Origin of the sequence: Flavobacterium ardleyense, from assembly GCF_033547075.1 — a bacterium.
Classification (GTDB): Bacteria; Bacteroidota; Bacteroidia; order Flavobacteriales; family Flavobacteriaceae; genus Flavobacterium; species Flavobacterium ardleyense_A.
Genome location: NZ_CP137891.1, coordinates 86,353 through 105,786 on the forward strand (window position 1 = coordinate 86,353; position 19,434 = coordinate 105,786).

General features: G+C 35.9%; 18 protein-coding genes. 10 read left to right on the plus strand and 8 right to left on the minus strand.

Features of this window, described 5'->3' with window-relative positions; translation table 11 throughout:
• Window positions 1-96 precede the first annotated feature (96 nt).
• From SBO79_RS00330 to SBO79_RS00340, 3 genes are all read right to left on the minus strand, one after another.
• Entirely contained in the window at window positions 97-1,947 is a 1,851-nt protein-coding gene (locus tag SBO79_RS00330; RefSeq protein ID WP_318641058.1) for a S8 family serine peptidase, read from the minus strand.
• 152 nt (window positions 1,948-2,099) lie between these two features.
• Window positions 2,100-3,536 carry a RagB/SusD family nutrient uptake outer membrane protein gene (locus SBO79_RS00335; RefSeq protein ID WP_318641059.1) on the minus strand — a complete coding sequence of 479 codons (1,437 nt, stop codon included), beginning with the start codon at window positions 3,534-3,536 and terminating at the stop codon, window positions 2,100-2,102.
• 3 nt (window positions 3,537-3,539) lie between these two features.
• Window positions 3,540-6,593 (minus strand): SusC/RagA family TonB-linked outer membrane protein, encoded by a 3,054-nt coding sequence (locus SBO79_RS00340; protein ID WP_318641060.1) that lies wholly within the window; start codon window positions 6,591-6,593, stop codon window positions 3,540-3,542.
• Between the two features lie 197 nt (window positions 6,594-6,790).
• On the opposite strand from SBO79_RS00340, the gene SBO79_RS00345 reads away from it, so the two are divergent.
• Window positions 6,791-7,399: a ribonuclease HII gene (locus SBO79_RS00345; RefSeq protein ID WP_318641061.1), complete on the plus strand. Its 609-nt coding sequence runs from the start codon at window positions 6,791-6,793 to the stop codon at window positions 7,397-7,399.
• A 5-nt stretch (window positions 7,400-7,404) separates the two neighbouring features.
• On the opposite strand, the gene lipB is transcribed toward SBO79_RS00345, so the two are convergent.
• Window positions 7,405-8,112 carry a lipoyl(octanoyl) transferase LipB gene (gene lipB / locus SBO79_RS00350; RefSeq protein WP_318641062.1) on the minus strand — a complete coding sequence of 236 codons (708 nt, stop codon included), beginning with the start codon at window positions 8,110-8,112 and terminating at the stop codon, window positions 7,405-7,407.
• A 521-nt stretch (window positions 8,113-8,633) separates the two neighbouring features.
• Between lipB and lysS the strand changes: the two genes are divergently transcribed.
• The gene (lysS, locus tag SBO79_RS00355) at window positions 8,634-10,334 is read left to right on the plus strand and encodes a lysine--tRNA ligase (RefSeq protein ID WP_318641063.1); all 1,701 of its coding nucleotides are present in this window, start codon (window positions 8,634-8,636) and stop codon (window positions 10,332-10,334) included.
• A gap of 151 nt (window positions 10,335-10,485) precedes the next feature.
• The gene (locus tag SBO79_RS00360) at window positions 10,486-10,860 is read left to right on the plus strand and encodes a hypothetical protein (protein ID WP_318641064.1); all 375 of its coding nucleotides are present in this window, start codon (window positions 10,486-10,488) and stop codon (window positions 10,858-10,860) included.
• 109 nt (window positions 10,861-10,969) lie between these two features.
• Here the strand turns inward: SBO79_RS00360 and hemL are convergent, their stop codons facing one another.
• From hemL to SBO79_RS00380, 4 genes are all read right to left on the minus strand, one after another.
• Window positions 10,970-12,259 carry a glutamate-1-semialdehyde 2,1-aminomutase gene (gene hemL / locus SBO79_RS00365; RefSeq protein WP_318641065.1) on the minus strand — a complete coding sequence of 430 codons (1,290 nt, stop codon included), beginning with the start codon at window positions 12,257-12,259 and terminating at the stop codon, window positions 10,970-10,972.
• Between the two features lie 6 nt (window positions 12,260-12,265).
• The gene (locus tag SBO79_RS00370) at window positions 12,266-13,114 is read right to left on the minus strand and encodes a glucosaminidase domain-containing protein (protein ID WP_318641066.1); all 849 of its coding nucleotides are present in this window, start codon (window positions 13,112-13,114) and stop codon (window positions 12,266-12,268) included.
• Window positions 13,107-14,003: a 1-aminocyclopropane-1-carboxylate deaminase/D-cysteine desulfhydrase gene (locus SBO79_RS00375; RefSeq protein WP_318641067.1), complete on the minus strand. Its 897-nt coding sequence runs from the start codon at window positions 14,001-14,003 to the stop codon at window positions 13,107-13,109. The genes SBO79_RS00370 and SBO79_RS00375 overlap by 8 nt, the downstream gene beginning before the upstream one ends.
• 249 nt (window positions 14,004-14,252) lie before the next feature.
• The gene (locus SBO79_RS00380) at window positions 14,253-14,579 is read right to left on the minus strand and encodes a hypothetical protein (RefSeq protein ID WP_318641068.1); all 327 of its coding nucleotides are present in this window, start codon (window positions 14,577-14,579) and stop codon (window positions 14,253-14,255) included.
• A 27-nt stretch (window positions 14,580-14,606) separates the two neighbouring features.
• Between SBO79_RS00380 and SBO79_RS00385 the strand changes: the two genes are divergently transcribed.
• The 7 genes from SBO79_RS00385 (at window position 14,607) to SBO79_RS00415 (ending at window position 19,433) form a co-directional block, all read left to right on the plus strand.
• Window positions 14,607-14,798, plus strand: a complete 192-nt coding sequence (locus tag SBO79_RS00385; protein WP_318641069.1) for a C1orf53 family protein — start codon at window positions 14,607-14,609, stop codon at window positions 14,796-14,798.
• Between the two features lie 141 nt (window positions 14,799-14,939).
• Window positions 14,940-16,931, plus strand: a complete 1,992-nt coding sequence (locus tag SBO79_RS00390; protein ID WP_318641070.1) for a urocanate hydratase — start codon at window positions 14,940-14,942, stop codon at window positions 16,929-16,931.
• Between the two features lie 2 nt (window positions 16,932-16,933).
• A complete protein-coding gene (locus tag SBO79_RS00395) occupies window positions 16,934-17,104 on the plus strand; it encodes a hypothetical protein (RefSeq protein ID WP_318641071.1) in 171 nt (56 codons plus the stop codon).
• A 15-nt stretch (window positions 17,105-17,119) separates the two neighbouring features.
• Window positions 17,120-17,659 carry a DUF4136 domain-containing protein gene (locus tag SBO79_RS00400; protein ID WP_318641072.1) on the plus strand — a complete coding sequence of 180 codons (540 nt, stop codon included), beginning with the start codon at window positions 17,120-17,122 and terminating at the stop codon, window positions 17,657-17,659.
• A 63-nt stretch (window positions 17,660-17,722) separates the two neighbouring features.
• A complete protein-coding gene (locus SBO79_RS00405; RefSeq protein ID WP_318641073.1) occupies window positions 17,723-17,944 on the plus strand; it encodes a DUF2683 family protein in 222 nt (73 codons plus the stop codon).
• Window positions 17,934-18,269, plus strand: a complete 336-nt coding sequence (locus tag SBO79_RS00410) for a type II toxin-antitoxin system RelE/ParE family toxin (RefSeq protein WP_318641074.1) — start codon at window positions 17,934-17,936, stop codon at window positions 18,267-18,269. The genes SBO79_RS00405 and SBO79_RS00410 overlap by 11 nt, the downstream gene beginning before the upstream one ends.
• A gap of 171 nt (window positions 18,270-18,440) precedes the next feature.
• Window positions 18,441-19,433, plus strand: a complete 993-nt coding sequence (locus SBO79_RS00415) for a tRNA dihydrouridine synthase (RefSeq protein WP_318641075.1) — start codon at window positions 18,441-18,443, stop codon at window positions 19,431-19,433.
• Window position 19,434 lies beyond the last annotated feature (1 nt).

Below are 19,434 nucleotides of genomic sequence, written 5' to 3' on the forward strand. Positions count from 1 at the left end.
CTATATCTATTTTATGTAAAACTTCAAATTGACTAGCTTAAAAACAAAAAAAGAGTTGTCTTTCGACAACTCTCATTATAACAAAGTTATTTAAAATTATTCTTTCACAAATTTCTTAACAATTACTTTCCCTTGGTATTGGAATTTCACGAAGTAAACACCATTTGAAAGTGACTCAACAGAAACTGCATTATTAACCACTGAAGAATTTAATTGAATTTCTTTTCCTAACATATCTACGAATGAAACATTTTCTACAGTTTCATCATTAGGAGTTGAGAAATTTAAAGTACTTCTTGTAGGGTTTGGGTAAAGAACGATGTTGTTAGAAAAATCAGAACTTGCAACACCTAAAGTAATTCCTGTAGTTCCACTAGCAATAAGTGAAAATACTTGCGAACCACCAGTTAAAGAACCTTTGTGCGTAACCTGAATTGTATAAACTCCTGGTTGAGCATTGTCAATCTGTACTTTCTCGATATTATCAACATTGTTGTCAGTATCTCTCGTAGCCGCATCGGTAGGAGATTCTACATTTAATTTCCAAGGATAATATGGCATATCATCTTTAAAAACTTTTATATCTAAATTGTTTTTTAATCTAGCAATTCTAATATCTTCTTGAGCACCATTTTGCGCGCCAGTTGGATCTGTCCAACAGATTGTAGCCATAATATCTTGAGGCGTGGTAATTGCGAAAGACTTAGTAAACGTTTGATTGTTAGCTAGTGTATTCTCTTCAATAATTGAAGTAGTATTTTTTCCTGAAATAATGGTGGCAGCTTTGGATACATCGATAAGTCCCCAACCAAATTCGTAGTCAGGTCCAACATTATTACCAGCTTCTTTTGCAGAGTGACAAATAAGTCCACGCACTGTAGAAGCACGCATAAAGACCGCATTCAAATTATTATAATGATTTTGAAGTAACATTACCGCGCCTGTTACTGCTGGAGCAGCCATTGATGTTCCACTTGAAATAGAATATTGCGCATTTGTAAGATTTCCACATGAATTAACATTAACTCCTTTTGCCGAGATATCTGGCTTAATTCTTCCATCATCTGTAGGTCCGTAATTACTAAAACTACTCATCTCTACACTCGCAGGACCACTGTAATTTAGTACTTGATTTACCGCAGCAACCGTTAAAGCATTCTTAGAAACTCCGTAGCCAGTAAGCATATCGTAACCTTCCTTATAATCAATCTGATCTAAGTTTGGATTGTTACGGTCGTTTCCAGCCGCAACTACAATTTGATAAAAAGGATACGCATTTGCAATATTATCGATAGAAGAAGCTCCACCGTCGTAATTACCAAAAATCCACATTGGTAAGCTTGCAGTATTATATCCATAAGAGTGGTTAGAAACTAAGTATCCACCTTGTCCAAACGTGTTCATCTCTGCAATATCACCTGTCCAGTCATACGTTTTTGCCAAACCTCCGTACGCAATTCCTCTACGTGTGCTTGATACTCCTGATGCGATGATTGTACCAGTAACGTGAGTTGCATGCGAAGCATAGCCTGTTGCTCCATCACTTAAAGTAACTTTTCCTGCTAATTCATTATGTTGATCTCTTACTCCAGAGCCATCCCAAACTCCAGCAGTAATTCCAGCTCCAGTAACACTCAAGCCAAGAGTACCTCCAGGATAAACATCTGTTGCCCCCATTGTAGTGGCCGAACCTGCATTATTGTTGGTATAAAATATTGGAATATCACCAATAAAGCGATTAGGTACCTTTACATCTGTACCTCCGAATTTATAGTTTCTGATGTATTCAGAAATCTTTGTTTCGTTATTCTTCGACTCTTGTTCAATCTTAAGATTCAATTCTGCTATTGCTTTGGAATCATAGGTAGCGGTAATCTTTGCACGCTCTTTGTTGCTCTGTGCCATTGCTACCGAAGAAGCGAGAATTAGGGTAATTAAATACTTCATTTATGGATTTGTAATAAATTAATAGAAAAGCAAATATAATCAAGAAATATATAAAAACACTATTTCATATATAACTTTATGACAGAGAAAGTATTAAAAATAAAAAAGGGCTGTCATTTCTGACAGCCCTTTTAAAACTCAAATTATGAAAACTAGTAACCAGGATTTTGCTGGTAATTAGGATTTAATTCTCTGTAGTATTTTGGAATTGGCATTTGCCATCTAAAATCACCTGCAGCGATAAAAGTAACATTTGCTGGAGTTCCACTTCCGTCAGAAAATTGACCATCAGTTTCACTTCTATTCAGGTCCATTCCAAGACGTTTCAAGGTATAGAATCTGTCAAATTCGAACGCTAATTCTAATCTTCTTTCTAGTAAGATTGCATCAAGCAAATCTTGTCCAGTTTCTGTACCTGGTGTAAAGTCAGAATATCTTTTAGATCTTAACATATCCAAAGTAGCTAAACCACCACCATTCATTCTGTATTCAGCTTCAGCTTTATTAAGTAAAGCTTCTTCAATTCTGATTACTTTAATATCACCAAGATTTGCAGTTCCGGTTCCTCTACCATCGTATTTAATTACGTGGTTGTAGAATTTACCTGCATACTTAGAATTTGCAATGTATGCAGTTTTTCTAATGTCAGTATCTTTATAAAGATCCATCAACTCTTTTGAAACTACGTACTCTGATTTTCTAGCATTTGCTCCACCTTGGAAGAATACATTACCTGCAGTAATTTGATCTACATCCTGGATTGCCACTTTAAACAATACTCCGTTTACGTTAGCGTCATCCCAAAGTTTCACAAAGTTTGTACCGGTAGCAATTGTACCCATAGTTCCTGTTGCATTGTCTAAAGCTTTCTGTCCGTACAAAGCAGCATTAGGATAGTCACCCATATACAAATATACTCTTGAAAGCAAAGCGTCTACAGCCGACAATGATGCGCGACCCGCTACAACGCTATTACTAGCACTTATTTTATCTTTAGCGATTAATAAATCGTTAATGATATTGTCATAAGAATCTTGTACAGTAGGTCTAGTTGGTCTAAAAAACGGCTCATATGTTTTTAGATAATAAACTCCTAAAGATCCTAGAGCATCTCCTGACTGAGTTGGAATTTTTGAATATGAACGAACTAAGTCAAAATGACCCAATGCACGTACAAATCTAGCTTCACCTTCAAAGTTATCTCTTTCAGGACCTGGAGGTAAAACTCCAATTGCATTAATTACTTTACTTGCCATCTCAGCTGGCCTATAACCTGCCTCGTAAAAATCAAAGTGTGCTGAGTTCTCTGTTGACAACCATCTAAAACCATCTAGGTTAGTACCTCTACCACCCGGGTTGTATATAAGGTTATCAGTCATAACTTCGGTGTCAATTATAAATTCACCTCCGTAACCTGACCCACTTTTCATATAAACGTATGCACCTCTTACAGCGTTTTCAAAGTCAGTTGCGCTTTTCAGCACAGTCGCTTCATTTACTGCATTTAATGGACGATACGTAATATCATCTTCTTGACATGACAAGACAGATAGTGATATCGCCATCAATAAAATTATTTTCTTTTTCATCTTTTAAAAATTAACTGTTAAACCAAATAATACAGTTTTTACTGTTGGATAAGAATATCCTAAGAACTGTCCTGGAACTAATGATTCGGTAGTACTAGAACCATCAGATGCTTCATTATTACCAATTCCAATTTCTGGATCTCCGTCAAATTTAGTCCAAGTCGCTAAATTTTGTATAGTACAATAAATTCTAACTTTGTCTAAAGGCAATTGTTTGAACATATCTCCGCTGAATGTATAACCAACGTTAAGATTTCTCCATCTAATATAACTTGCATCTTCCAAAAATCTATCTGTTACATAATTTGTCTCAACACCACCATTTAATTGATATGGAGCAGGCAAAGTTGCATCAGTGTTTTCTGGTGTCCAGTAGTCAAATGCTCTAACATCTTGATTTGCTGCAACACCACCACTACCATCAGCAAGGTGATCAAAATTTCTTAAGTTAACTGCATAGTTTCCAGATTTGAAAACAAAATCTCCAGAAACATCAAATCCTTTGTAATTAAATTCTAAACCAAAACCACCTTCATATTTAGCATAAGGAGTTTTTCCTTCTAATAATTCTTCAGTAGCCTGAGAAAAATCGTTCGTTACAGAACCATCTGGAGCATAGTACAATGCATCACCATTTGTTGGATCTACACCTGCATATTTAATTAGGTAGAATGTATCAGGAGCATAACCAACTTGATTGATTGTAAATCCACGTGGAATTGCATTAGTTGGATTTCCTGGATCATCTAGCAAATTGATCTTTCTGTCAAACTGAGCGAAATTCGCGTAAACTGAAAGACCCATGTCTTTTTTCTTAATAATGAAACCTTTTGCTTCAAATTCATATCCTTTTGAAGTCCAGTCACCTACGTTTGCAATTGCATCCCAAGTTGTTCCGTTAAGAGAAGAACCATCATATAAGAAATCGTTTCTTTTATCTTCAAAATATGAACCAGACAATGCAAGTCTATTTTTAAAGAACTGAGCATCAAATCCTAAGTCAAGTTTTTCAGCTTTTTCAAACTTAAGGTCAGGATTACCGATATCACCACCTAAGATAGTAGTACCAGACTGTCCTGCGTAGTTTGCGCAAGCATAAGCAATCTGTGCATTGTAAGATGTTGTTCCAGCTGTTGAGTTAAGCTCTCCGTAAGAAGCTCTGAATTTTAACAAATCAATACCTTTAACTTGGAAGAAATCTTCTTTTGTAATATTCCATCCAACAGAAGCACCTTTTGCAACTGACCATCTGTTATTTTCTCCAATTCTTGAAGAACCATCACGTCTAGCGTAAAGAGAAAGTAAATATCTTTCTTTGAAATCATAGTCAATGTTTCCAAAATAAGAAATAGTTCCCGTTTGTAAGTGTGCAGATGTTGCAGTAAGTGGAGTTGTACCACCTCCTACGTCAATATTTGGATTAGCAAAACCTTTTCTAGTAGCAGCGTAAGATCTGTAGTTTGTGTTATAATATTCTTGTAACAAGATAACTCCAAAATTGTGAGCCTCGTTAAAATTGAATTTGTAAGACAATGTATTAGTCCACTGGTATTCAAAATTATCCCATCCCGAATCAGTTTTTTGACCAACAGGTTTTCCACCATTAAGAATTAAATCTAATTGAGATCCAGGCTTAGTGAAACTTTCACCTTGTCTTCTCTCATAGTTCATACTGAATTTAGTATTGAAAACAAGATCTTTATATAAAGTTAGCTCAAGGTATGGTCTAACGTAAGTTCTTAGAGTTCTACTAATACTCGTATTGTTTCTAGTAGCTTCAGCGATATTTAGACCTGAATTTGTAGCACTGTAAACAGGATCTCCATTTAAATCGTAAATAACTTCTCCAGTTAATGGATCTCTATCATAAAGAGTTTCGTATGGATTGTAGTCATACATTGCTCTAAAAGGATTCTGAACGTTATTTCTGTCTCTAGGAGCAGTATTAGTTTCGTATGAAGCTCCGATAGAAACTCCAGTTTTTAGCCATTCGTTTGCTTGAAAATCAGAAGAATAACGACCTGTTATTCTATCATAACCTTTCATTCCGTCAATGATACCAGTGTTTTTATTGTAACCAACAGATAGATAGTGAGTCATTTTTTCACTTCCTCCAGAAACAGAGAAATCGAAATTTTGAAGGTAACCTTCTCTCAACAAATCTTCTTTCCAATCGTGATCATATGATAATAATAAATTTCTCTCTGCAGGCGATACTCCAAAAGCTGGACCTTCTCCTAATTGCTCCTCATAAGCAATTTTTTCAGCAGCATTCATCATTCTGTAAGGATCTTCGATTCTGTTTGTAAAACCGAAAGAGTTAGAAACTTGGAATTTTGTTTTCCCAGTAGCCGATCCTCTTTTTGTAGTTACTACTACAACACCATTACCACCTTTTACACCGTAAATTGCAGCAGCAGCACCATCTTTAAGAACTGTAACTGTTTCAACATCAGCAGCAGCAATAGCAGTAAATTCACCTGCACTCACAAAAGCACCGTCAACTACATATACCGCATTAGCATTACCAGATGTGATACCTACAGATCCACGTACACTTACGTAAGCTCTTTGTCCTGGCTGTCCGTTAAGAGAAGTAACCTGAACACCCGCCGCTTTTCCTTGTAGAGCATTCTCTACAGATACGTTTGGCGCTTGTCTTGTTAGCTCTTCTCCACTTACTACAGAGATTCCTGAAGTAATTGTGTTGGCAGCTTTCTTGAAGTAACCTAAGTCTGTAGTAATAACTACATCGTCAAGTAAAACTCCGTCAACCATCTTTGCATTAATTGTAGAAGAGTTTCCTACAACCGCAGTGAAATCACTCATTCCTACAAACGAAAATACTAATACATCACCAGGCTTTGCTGTGATAGAGTATTTTCCATCTAAATCTGTTTGCACACCGTTGCTCGTTCCTTTTACAACAACGTTTACGAAAGGCAGTGCTCCCGAAGCATCAGTAACAACACCTGATACAGTTTTTCCTTGTGCAAAGGAAAGCTGCATAGTCAACGCTATCAGTAGCGTATAAATCCATTTGAACTTTGATCTCATTATTACATTTTTTGAGTTAGTTATTCCGCAAACTTCCTAAAAATTTATTAAATAAAAAAATTTATGCGTTAATAATATCATAGAGTTAGTGTTAAAGCCTCCATAAAGCGCACTATTAAGTACTTTAATACGATGATTTTAGGCGAAGTAATTCAAAACGTTAAATAAAAGATAGCTACTTTTGCCAAAAAGTTATAATGCTACTTTCTAATTATAGTCAGATCATCCTTGAAGCAGGTACTGATGAGGCTGGAAGAGGTTGCCTTGCAGGCCCTGTTACAGCTGCGGCTGTTATTTTGCCGGCAGGATTTTGCAATGAGCTTCTTACTGACTCAAAACAGCTAACAAAAAAGATTCGGAATGAGTTGCGAGTATTAATAGAAGCTGAGGCAATTTGCTACTCCGTAGTACATGTTGACCATCTAGAAATAGATAAAATTAATATTTTAAATGCTTCGATAATGGCAATGCAGAATGCTGTTTTAAATCTTAATCCTGTCCCGGAATATCTAATAGTTGATGGCAACCGATTTAAAGCAGTAGGAAATATTCCTTATAGTTGCATTGTGAAAGGTGATAGTAAATATTTAAGCATCGCTGCTGCTTCGATTTTGGCAAAAACTTATAGAGATGAGCTTATGCAAAAGTTGCATTTAGAATACCCAATGTACGATTGGAATAATAACAAAGGTTATCCTACAAAAAAACATCGTGATGCACTCAGTAAGTTTGGACATACACCATTCCATCGTCAAAGCTTCAAATTATTGCCCTCCGTTGAAAAGCAACAATTGTTAAAACTTTAATTATATTAGAAGCGATTTTTAATTTGCGCTTCAAAGACATTTTCAAAATGAAATAATATTCGCTCCCGAACTTTTACTAAATCGACAGTTTCTACCCCTAACTCCACATTTAAAGAAGTGACTGCTTTTCCTCGAATTCCGCATGGAACGATATTATCAAAATAACCAAGATCGGCATTTACATTTAATGCAAAACCATGCATGGTCACCCAGCGCGAAGCACGTACACCCATTGCACAAATTTTTCGCGCGAAGGGCGTTCCAACTTCAAGCCAAACACCAGTTTCGCCTGGACTCCTTTCTGAAGTCACGCCAAAGTCAGACAGGGTTAAAATAATTACCTCCTCCAGAAATCGCAAGTACTTATGAATATCGGTAAAGAAATTATCAAGATCTAAAATTGGATAACCTACAATCTGCCCAGGTCCATGATATGTAATATCTCCTCCCCTATTAATTTTATAAAATGTTGCACCTTTTTCTTTAAGTTTTTCTTCGCTAAGCAGTAAATGTGAAATATCGCCACTCTTTCCTAAAGTATAAACGTGAGGATGTTCAACAAATAAAAAATAATTGGGAGTTGCATCCGAAGTCTCTTCTTTTCGATTGCGAGTTTTAACGGCAACAATATCTTTGAATCGTTCTTCTTGAATATCCCAAACTTCCTTGTAGTCTGCAAGACCTAAATTCTCTAGCAATACTATTTTGTTCATCTTATAAATTATTAATGTTGCAAAGGTACTGATATCAATAAAGGCGGCATCGCAATTCAGATAGTTATTTACCAAAAGAGAGCGTATTATAAACTACAGAATTTGACTCTTAACGCTCAGGTAAAAATTAGGGAGTGAGCATTTCGAGCAAAAACAATAAAATTATAGATCAAATGAAGAATAGTTACCTTCTAATCAATTTTAAAAAAAGCGAATGACTTATCAACAACGAATTTCACTCTTTACACGCAAGTGAAAAATTAGGGAGCAAACTTTTCGAGTAAAAACAAACAGAGCATAAGTCAAATTAAAGCAATCTATCTTCTAGCAATCATTTAGATGAAGAAAACGCTTTATCAACAACAGAATTTGACTCTCAACGCCCAAGAGAAAAATAAGGGAGCGAACATTTCGAGTAAAAACAAAAAATTTATAGTTCAAATCATATCGTATACACTATATGCAAAACCGATTCTTTAAAACTTTTTAATTTTCTATCTTTGCAGCCTTAAAATATGACAATGGCATTATCAGAACAAGAAATATTGCGTAGAGAAGCTTTACAGCAAATGCGCGAATTGGGAATAGAACCTTATCCTGCAGCAGAATTCACTACCACTAATTACAGCACTGAAATTCTAGAAAACTTTGACAAATTTGAGGGAAAAGAAGTAATTCTTGCCGGCCGAATGATGTCGCGCAGAATAATGGGTAAAGCTTCGTTTGCTGAATTAAAAGATTCTGAAGGTAGAATTCAAGTATATATTGCACGCGATGACGTAAGCAAGGATGACGAAAATACGATGTACAATACTGTTTTTAGAAAACTTTTGGACATTGGAGATTTTATCGGAATTCGTGGAACAGTTTTTAAAACTCAGGTGGGCGAAATTTCCATTCATGCGTATGAACTGACTGTTCTGGCAAAAGCTCTAAAACCACTTCCGATTGTAAAAACTGATGCGGATGGTAAAATTCACGATGCATTTTCAGATCCTGAGCAAAGATACCGTCGTCGTTATGTAGATTTAATCGTTAATGATCACGTAAAAGAAACTTTTATAAAACGCACGAAATTGTTTAATGCAATGCGTTCGTTTTTTAATGCTAAAGGTTATTTGGAGGTTGAAACACCAATCTTGCAACCTATTCCTGGTGGAGCTGCGGCAAGACCATTTATGACACATCACAACTCGCTTGACATTCCGTTATATATGAGAATTGCAAACGAATTGTATCTAAAAAGATTGATCGTTGGAGGATTTGAAGGCGTTTATGAATTCTCGAAAAACTTCAGAAATGAAGGTATGGACAGAACGCATAATCCTGAATTTACAGCGATGGAAATCTATGTGGCATACAAGGATTACAATTGGATGATGCGATTTACCGAAAATCTGTTAGAGCATTGCGCAATTGCCGTAAATGGCAAGAGCACTGCAACATTTGGTGAACATCAAATTAATTTTCAGGCTCCGTATGCTCGAGTTACAATGACCGATTCTATAAAACATTTTACTGGCTTTGATATTTCAGGAAAATCTGAATCAGAACTTTTTGATGCTGCAAAAGGAATGGGTATTGACGTTGATAATACGATGGGTAAAGGGAAGTTGATTGATGAAATTTTTGGCGCAAAATGCGAAGGGAATTATATTCAGCCGACATTTATTACTGATTATCCTATAGAAATGAGCCCTTTATGTAAAGTTCACCGTGACAATCCGGAGCTTACAGAGCGATTTGAATTGATGGTTTGCGGTAAAGAAGTTGCCAACGCTTATTCTGAACTTAACGACCCAATTGATCAACGGGCACGATTTGAAGATCAATTGAAGCTGTCGCAAAATGGTGATGATGAAGCAACTGAATTCATTGATTTCGACTTTTTGAGGTCATTGGAATACGGAATGCCGCCAACATCAGGATTAGGAATTGGAATGGATCGCTTAATGATGTATTTAACTAATAATGCATCTATTCAAGAAGTACTTTTGTTTCCGCAAATGAGACCAGAAAAGAAAGCTCTTGATCTTAGTGAAGAGGAAAAAGTTATTTATAATTTTCTTAAAGAAACTCCCGAAATTGCACTTGCCGAACTGAAGAATCAGGCAGGTCTAAGCGGTAAAAAATGGGACAATGCGATGAAAGCTTTGACCAAAAATAATGTTGTAAAAGTAGTAGTTGAAGGAGATAGTAAAACCGTAGTTTTAGCAAATTAGTTACTAAAAATTTCAAAGAAAAGCGGAGTCATTCACATTGAATTGACTCCGCTTTTTTTTTATCTATATTCACGTGAATATAATATTTAAGTAGCTCATTTATTAACAAAATTTTAAAAATAATTTGTTTATCAGTAAAAATAAATTATTTTTGATTTTATTAATTACCGAAAACCAATATTTTAAGATGAAAAAAGCACTTTCTATTATAGCATTTATGTTCGTTGTTTCTATTTCTGCAAACGCACAAACACAAAACCCAAAAGAAGCTGGAAAAACTGACGCAAAAAATTTATCAGAATTTGTGGAGCTTAAAGAAGGACAGCAGGACAAATTAGCAATGTATTTTGCTACAAAGCATGATGCGTACCAAGTTCCAAATCTTTCGGACGCTCGCAAAGCAGCATTGGGCGATTATATGATGACAAGCTTAACAGAAATCCTTACGCCTGAGCAAATGGCAAAACTAAAAACAAATCCAGCCCTTTTGAATAAATTAACTGGAATAACTTCTGCTAAAAAGTAATTTACTTAAACTGAAAGATAGATTTAGGACATTCCTTTACAAGAGAATGGCGGTAAAGAAGTTATATATAATTTCCTTACCGCCATTCTTATGTATTACGTCTCTCTCTTTATTTTTGATCCTCTGCAAATTTGGCCACAGCCGAAATTGTATGATCTAAATCTTCGTAAGTCAAAGCATCGGTGATAAACCAAGTTTCGTATGCTGATGGAGCTATGTATACTCCACTTTGCAACAGACTATGAAAAAATGCCTTAAAAATTTTATTATCTCCTGCTACCGAACTTGCAAAGTCTGTGACTGCTTCTTTAGCAAAATGTACCGAAATCATAGATCCTCTACGATTAATCGTAAAATCTAAAGTCGAATTGTCCAAAACTTTACGCATTCCATTTTCTAGATACTCGGTTTTAGCATTAATTCTAGTGTAAATCTCTGGATCGTTGTTCAGTGCTTTCAACATTTCAAGTCCCGCTGCCATTGCTAGTGGATTTCCTGATAATGTGCCCGCTTGATAAACAGGACCTAGTGGCGCTAGATAGTTCATTATTTCTGCACGAGCAGCAAATGCTCCAACCGGAAGACCTCCACCAATTACTTTTCCAAAAGTTACAATATCTGCTTTTACATTGTATAATTCTTGAACACCACCTTTTGCAAGACGAAAACCGGTCATTACCTCATCAAAAATTAACATTGCTCCGTGTTCATCACACAAAGCTCTTAAACCTTCTAGAAATCCTTCTGCTGGCGGAATACATCCCATGTTTCCAGCAACAGGCTCGACGATAATGGCTGCTACTTCATTTTTATTTGCGCTAAGCAAGCTCGCAACATTGTCTAAATCATTGTATTTCGCCAAAAGCGTATCTTTCGCAGTTCCGGCTGTTACTCCCGGACTATTTGGCGAACCGAAAGTAATCGCGCCACTTCCCGCCTGAATCAGAAATGAATCAGAATGCCCGTGATAACAGCCGGCAAACTTTATAATTTTATCTCTGTTTGTAAATCCTCTAGCAAGTCTCACCGCGCTCATACAAGCTTCGGTTCCTGAATTCACAAAACGAATTTTATCAATATTCGGAACCATAGAAACTGCCAGTTTTGCAATTTCAGTTTCTAATTCAGTAGGTGCTCCAAAAGAAGTGCCCAACTTAGCACGCTCGGTTATAGCATTTACAACAGGATCGTACGCATGACCTAAAATCATCGGTCCCCAAGAATTTATATAATCGATATATTTATTTCCATCCTCGTCAAAAAGATAGGCTCCTTTTGCATTTTTAATAAAAATTGGCGTTCCACCAACGGCTTTAAAAGCTCTTACAGGCGAATTTACTCCTCCTGGAATTACAGTTTCTGCATCAGCAAATAATTCGCTGCTTCTCTTATACAACATCTTTATTTATTTTATCTTTAATGATTGGCCAATAGAAATGGCATTGTCTATAATTTTATTCTTAATACGAAGACTTTCGATACTAATATTAAATTTTTTTGAAATAGAATACAAAGTGTCACCTTTTTGAACTTCGTAATAACTATCGTCGTTACTAGCGTAGTCATTTGGATTATATTTGCTATCCATAACTTCTGCATCATATCTATCAAGCCTGTAACGTTCAATCAAGCTAATTAACTTGTCTGGATATTTTGGATCTGTAGCATAACCAGCGTTTTTTAATCCTCTTGCCCAAGCTTTATAATCATCTTTCTTTAATGAGAAAAGTGAATTATATCTTGCACGACCAGTCAAAAATAGAGCGTGATCGCGATATGATTCTGCTGGATGATTATATTTTCTAAAGCATTCTTGCTCGCTATCATCGTCATGCTTCACACTTGGTCCTTCCCATCCGGTATGGCATTTTATTCCAAAATGATTATTAGCATTTGTGCACAACGTTCCTGTGCCGGATCCCGACTCTAAAATTCCTTGTGCTATAATTATACTTGCCGGGATTCCGTATTCGCGCATATTGCTTTGCGCGATTCCTCTATAAGTAGAAATATAGGAATTCACAATCTCGGTAGTTACTCTTACATTTGAGGTTGCCGTTAATACTTCGGGAGTTGAAGGAGAAGTTGTAGTGGTGGGTTTGGACACCACTGCTGTAGGTTTTCTAACTGCAGGTTTTCGTGTGACCGTTTTTGTTGTTTTGTGCTTTTTGGATGAAGATTTTTTCTTAGACTTACTCGCGCCGCAGCTAAATAAAAGCATACTGAACAGTAAAATAAAAATAGTTCTAGTCATTATATTGAATTATAGGGAGTTGTTTGTTTCTTAAAAAATTATTCATTCCAGAAATACCTTGCAGACCTCCAGTGTGAATAAGCAAAATTCTAGAATTTGATTCGAAGTAATTCTTATTAATAAGATCTACAACGCCAAAAACCATCTTTGCAGTATAAACAGGGTCTAATTGAATTTTAGTTTTATTTTTAAAATCGTTGATAAAGTGAACTAATTCGGCATTTATTTTAGCATAACCGCCAAAATGGTACTCGCAAATCAAATTCCATCTCCTATTATTTGTCGCTTCAGCAACAATCTCTCCAAGATCCAGATCTCGCACTACAGGAAATCCTAAAACTTTTTGATCTGAAAAACTACTATTAATCAAGCCCGAAATTGTACCGCCTGTGCCCACTGCGCAACAAATATAATCAAATTTTGCATCTTCTCGGCTGAGGATTTCCTCACAACCTTTTATAGCTAACTGATTTGTACCGCCTTCCGGCAAAATATATGCAGATGGGTACTTTTCGTAAAGTTTTTTAAGAACATCCTGACTATCTTTCTGCCGATATAGCTCGCGAGTCCAAAATTCGAATTTCATTCCGCAATTTTGCGCAAAAGTCAAAGTTGGATTTGCATCAATTTTCTTAATTAATTCCTCTCCACGAATAATACCAATTGTTTCAATACCATACTTCTCGCCTGCCGCCGCAACTGCAGCAATATGATTGGAAAAGGCACCACCGAAAGTAAGAAGTGTCTTCTTTTCTAAATTTTGAGCTTCAAGAATATTGTATTTAAGTTTTCTAAATTTATTTCCAGAAATAAACGGATGTAGCAAATCTTCACGCTTTATTTCGACGGTAATATTATTAGGAAAAGAAATAGGGATTTTTTGATTCATTAAAAATGCAGTGATTTCTGCAAATCTAAGGTTTATTAACCAGCACATTGCTTATTGTCACGATTTCTGAATTGTATATACTTCAAAAATGGAAAAAAAATCCAATTTAATGATCGTAATGTATTTATAAATTTCGCGGAAGCGTACTTTAATAAATTCTCTACGATTCTATTAGATCAAAATTAACTGCAGCTCTACTTAGCTGTTCGTAATTTAGCGGAAGCTTGAAAGAAAAATAATTTTTAAAGCCTATAAATATTTTAGAAATGACCAAAACTTCCGTTTTTTCAAATATTCTAAATTTCCTTCATTCGCGTAAGCTTCTCTTTCAAAACTAATATTGTGGTATGCATCTCTACGATTTCGATATTGAATCAACCGCACTAAATACTCAAAAAAATAAATTACAAAAAATGGTAAAATTGCGACTTCCAATTGCTGCTTCAAATGTATCTTTTCATGATTTATCAAAACCTCATCGGACATATCTGCCTGAGTCGAAATTATCACAAACGGAAAAATCGTCATCCCATTAAAACCCTTAGGTATTAAATATCGGCTTTGAAGTATCAACATTCTCTTAAGTTTTATAACTTTGTCGTTATGGACAAGCAAGATAAAGAAAAAAAAATTGCGCCCGAAGCAGATTATTATTTAACGCCCGAAGGTTACAAATGTTTTACGGAAGCTCATCATCTCAAGCGCGGCTATTGCTGCAAAAACGGCTGTAGACATTGTCCTTACGGCTTTAATAAAAAGACAGGTTTGAACGATTTGAATAAAAATAATAAATAGAATTTGGGCGTTCCCGCATGAAAAATGCGGTCGGGCTGTTGCAACTCGCTCTTTCTGTTTCACAGAAAGGAGCTCAAACAAATTGCAACATCCCTAACGCATAAAATTACCACGTACAAAACAACATAACGAAACTTGATAATGACTTTTAAAGAACAGATTCAACAAGGAATTCCATCGGTTTTACCACAACCGCAGGCATACGACACTACGGTAAATCACGCTCCAAAGCGAAAAGATATTTTATCTCCGGACGAAAAAAAATTAGCAGTTAAAAATGCACTCAGATATTTTGAACCAAAAGAGCACGCAGAATTAGCAGTTGAATTCCTGAATGAACTAAATACTTACGGCCGAATCTATATGTACAGACTTCGACCAGATTACAAAATGTACGCAAGACCAATTGAAGAGTATCCTGGAAAATCTGAACAAGCAAAAGCAATTATGCTAATGATTCAGAATAATCTTGATTACGCGGTTGCACAACATCCACACGAATTGATTACTTACGGTGGAAACGGAGCTGTTTTTCAAAACTGGGCTCAGTATCTTTTAACCATGAAATATTTATCAGAAATGACCGATGAGCAAACGCTCACGATGTATTCTGGTCACCCAATGGGATTGTATCCTTCTCACAAAAATGCGCCGAGAGTTGTGGTAACAAACGGAATGATGATTCCAAATTACTCTCAACCGGACGATTGGGAAAAATTCAACGCACTTGGTGTAACTCAATATGGTCAAATGACCGCTGGAAGTTTTATGTACATTGGCCCTCAAGGAATCGTACACGGAACGACAATCACAGTTTTGAATGCTGGAAGAAAAATTGCTAAAAACGGCGAAGATTTAGCTGGAAAACTTTTCCTTACCGCTGGACTTGGCGGAATGAGCGGTGCTCAACCAAAGGCAGGAAATATCGCGGGCTGTATTACGGTTTGTGCCGAAGTAAATCCAAAAGCAGTTGCTACAAGACACGAACAAGGTTGGGTGGACGAAGTTATTGACGATTTGGATGCCTTGGTTGCGCGAATCAAAAAAGCAAAAGAAAATAAAGAAGTTGTATCAATCGCTTTCCTTGGAAATATCGTATCTGTTTGGGAAAAGCTTGATGAAGCCAATATATTTATAGATTTAGGAAGTGATCAGACTTCACTTCACAATCCTTGGGCGGGAGGTTATTACCCAATTGACATTAGCTTTGAAGATGCTAAACAAATGATGGCAGAAAATCCTGAGCAATTCAAAATTGAAGTTCAGAAAACATTAAGACGCCACGCAGATGCGGTGAATAAACACACGGCAAAAGGAACTTATTTCTTTGATTACGGAAATGCTTTCCTATTAGAATGTTCTCGTGCAGGCGCTGATATAATGGCTGAAAATGGAATTGATTTTAAATATCCTAGTTACGTTCAGGATATTTTAGGACCAATGTGTTTCGATTATGGATTCGGACCCTTTAGATGGGTTTGTGCATCAGGAAAACCAAGTGATCTTGCACTTACAGATAAGATTGCTAGGGAAGTTTTGGAAGAAATGGCTGCGACTGCTCCAGCGGAGATTCAGCAGCAAATGGAGGACAATATCAAGTGGATCAAAAGCGCCGAAGAGAATAAAATGGTGGTTGGATCTCAAGCTAGAATTCTTTACGCTGATTCTGATGGTCGTGTAAAAATTGCTGCAGCTTTCAACAAAGCAATTGGCGAAGGCAAACTAGGAACTGTTGTATTAGGTCGTGATCACCACGATGTTTCGGGTACTGACTCTCCTTTTAGAGAGACTTCAAACATTTATGATGGATCTCGTTTTACCGCAGATATGGCTATCCAAAACGTAATTGGAGATAGTTTCCGCGGCGCAACGTGGGTTTCTATTCACAATGGTGGTGGCGTAGGCTGGGGAGAGGTAATTAACGGTGGTTTCGGTATGGTTCTTGATGGTTCTGACGAAGCAGATAAACGATTGAGGTCTATGCTGTTCTGGGATGTAAACAACGGAATTTCCCGTCGTTCTTGGGCTCGAAATGATGAAGCTATTTTTGCCATAAAACGCGCAATGGAATCTGAGCCGCTACTTAAAGTTACTATTCCAAATCTTGTAGACGAATCTATATTGAAATTTTAAATATGAAGAAGATTAATAGTATTTCTCTTTTTGTGATGGGTGGCTTGTTACTTCCAGTTGGAATTTTTACAACCAATTACTATGTGCAAATTGTGGCTCTTTCACTATCAATCGTTTTGAGTATTTTGGCAATCATCAAGAGTTTTAAAGAAAAAAAGACACGAAACAATTAAAAAATGAAATGCATTATGAAGACTTTCAAACTACTACCACTACTTCTACTCTTTATTTTGGGATCTTGTAGCTCTGTAAGAGTTGCACAAGATTTTGATAAAAATGTAGATTTTACAAATTATAAATCATTCGCATTCTTCAAAGCAGGAATTGATAAAGTAGAAATATCAGATCTTGACAAGAAAAGGATTTTACGTGCCATCGAGCAAGAAATGACCGCTAAAGGTTTTACTAAAAGTGAGACGCCTGATGTTCTTGTAAATATTTTTACAAAATCGAGCGAACAAGTTAATGTAAATAATTACAATAGCGGAATCGGTTTTGGATATGGCTACGGTTTTGGCTACAATCCTTGGATGTACGGAGCGCAATCTTACGTTAGCACATCAACTGAAGGAACATTGTATATCGACTTAATTGATGCGAAGAAAAAAGAATTGATTTGGCAAGGAGAAGGAACAGGAGTTTTGACTCAAAATACTGGAGACAAAGAAAAACGTATTCAGGAATTTGTTGCAAAAATCCTTTCGCAATATCCACCACAGAAGAAATAAATATTAAAAATGCCAGCTTTGAGTTGGCATTTTTGTTTACATTTAGTACTTAAATCTATTGTTATGGCGACTGATAAATTATTTATTGCACATCCAACTACTAATGAGCAAATAGATGCGCTAAAAGCTTTTGCAAAAAAAATCAAGATTGATTTTGAAGTTACTGCTAAAGGAGATTCCATTTATTTTTACGAAGAATTGCAAAGTAGCCTAAATCAGGTTCAAGAAATTATAAGTGGAACGCTTCCTAAAGAGTCTGCTAAAGATTTTTTGAATGAGTTATGATGTAATTATTACTCCCGATTTCAGGAAATTTTTCAAACAACTTTATAAAAAGTATCCATCTCTAAAAGATGACTTGTCTAAGCTCATAAATAAGCTTGAAAATGATTACTTGATTGGAACACCTTTGGGTAACAATCTTTTTAAGGTTAGATTTGCAATAGAAAGTAAGAATAAAGGAAAATCCTCTGGAGCTAGAGTCATTTATTTCTATCTTTCAGTAGATAAAGAAATTTATCTAATCCATATCTTCGATAAAAGCGAAATCGAAAATGTTTCTAAAAACTCTTTGCTGAAAATTTTAAAGAATGTTGGTTTATTGCACTAATCAAATAATTCCCTAAAGAATTCAGTCGTTAAACTAACTGTTTCAATTTATAAATTTTCTCTAATTAAGCTTTCTTCTAAATTTGAAAAAAAAGTTCCTGTTTTCAGATTCTAATTACGTACTTCAGAATTCGTCTGATTTATAGCAAACAGATACCAAGACTTTCTATCTTTGCAATCTAATTCAGACTATGGCTCTTATACCCTACTTTCCTCTCCTTTACAAGGCTTTACGGATTTCAGATTCAGAAATGCTTTCAATCATTACTTCGGTGGGATCGACACTTTCTATTCTCCCTATATTCGACTAAACGGAAAGTTGAAAATTAAGCAATCGTATGAGAATGACATTTTGCCAGAAAATAACACTACCCTTGAAGTTATACCGCAAATTATCACCAACGATGGGGAAGAGTTTTTGTTTGTGGCAAAATATGTTCAGAGTTTAGGATATAAAGAACTGAATTGGAATTTAGGATGCCCTTATCCGATGGTAGCCAAATCTGGAATGGGCTCTGGATTAATATGCAATACGCCAAAAATCAATGAAATTTTGGATAGAGCTCATAACGAAACTGATATTTTGGTTTCGATGAAAATGAGAATGGGCTATGATAATGCTTCAGAAATTCTAGATACATTTCCAATTTTAGATAAATATCCCTTAAAGAATATCGCAATTCACGCCCGAATTGGAAAACAACTTTATAAAGGTCCAGTAGATTTGGATGCATTTGAAAAATGTTTAAGCGGAACAAAACATAAATTATATTATAACGGTGATATAACGAGTGTAGCGGCATTTAAAAAAATTGAAGAGAGATTTCCATCAATTGACCACTTTATGATAGGACGCGGTATTATTGCAGATCCTTTCTTGCCAAGCATGATAAAAAATAACACGACTGAATATCCTGAGAACCGCTGGTCTATTTTTTCTGATTTTCACGATACTATTTATCAGCAATACGACGAATATTTAAGCGGACCAACGCCAATTCAAATGAAGATGCTTGGCTTTTGGGAGTACTTTTCGGAAACTACTTCCAATCCTCATAAAACCTATAAAGCGATCAAAAAAGCCACAAATTCTTTTAAGTACAAGCAAGCGGTTGGGGAGATTTTTGCTAATGAAATGAAAGTTGAGAAGAGTGTTAGGAGATAGG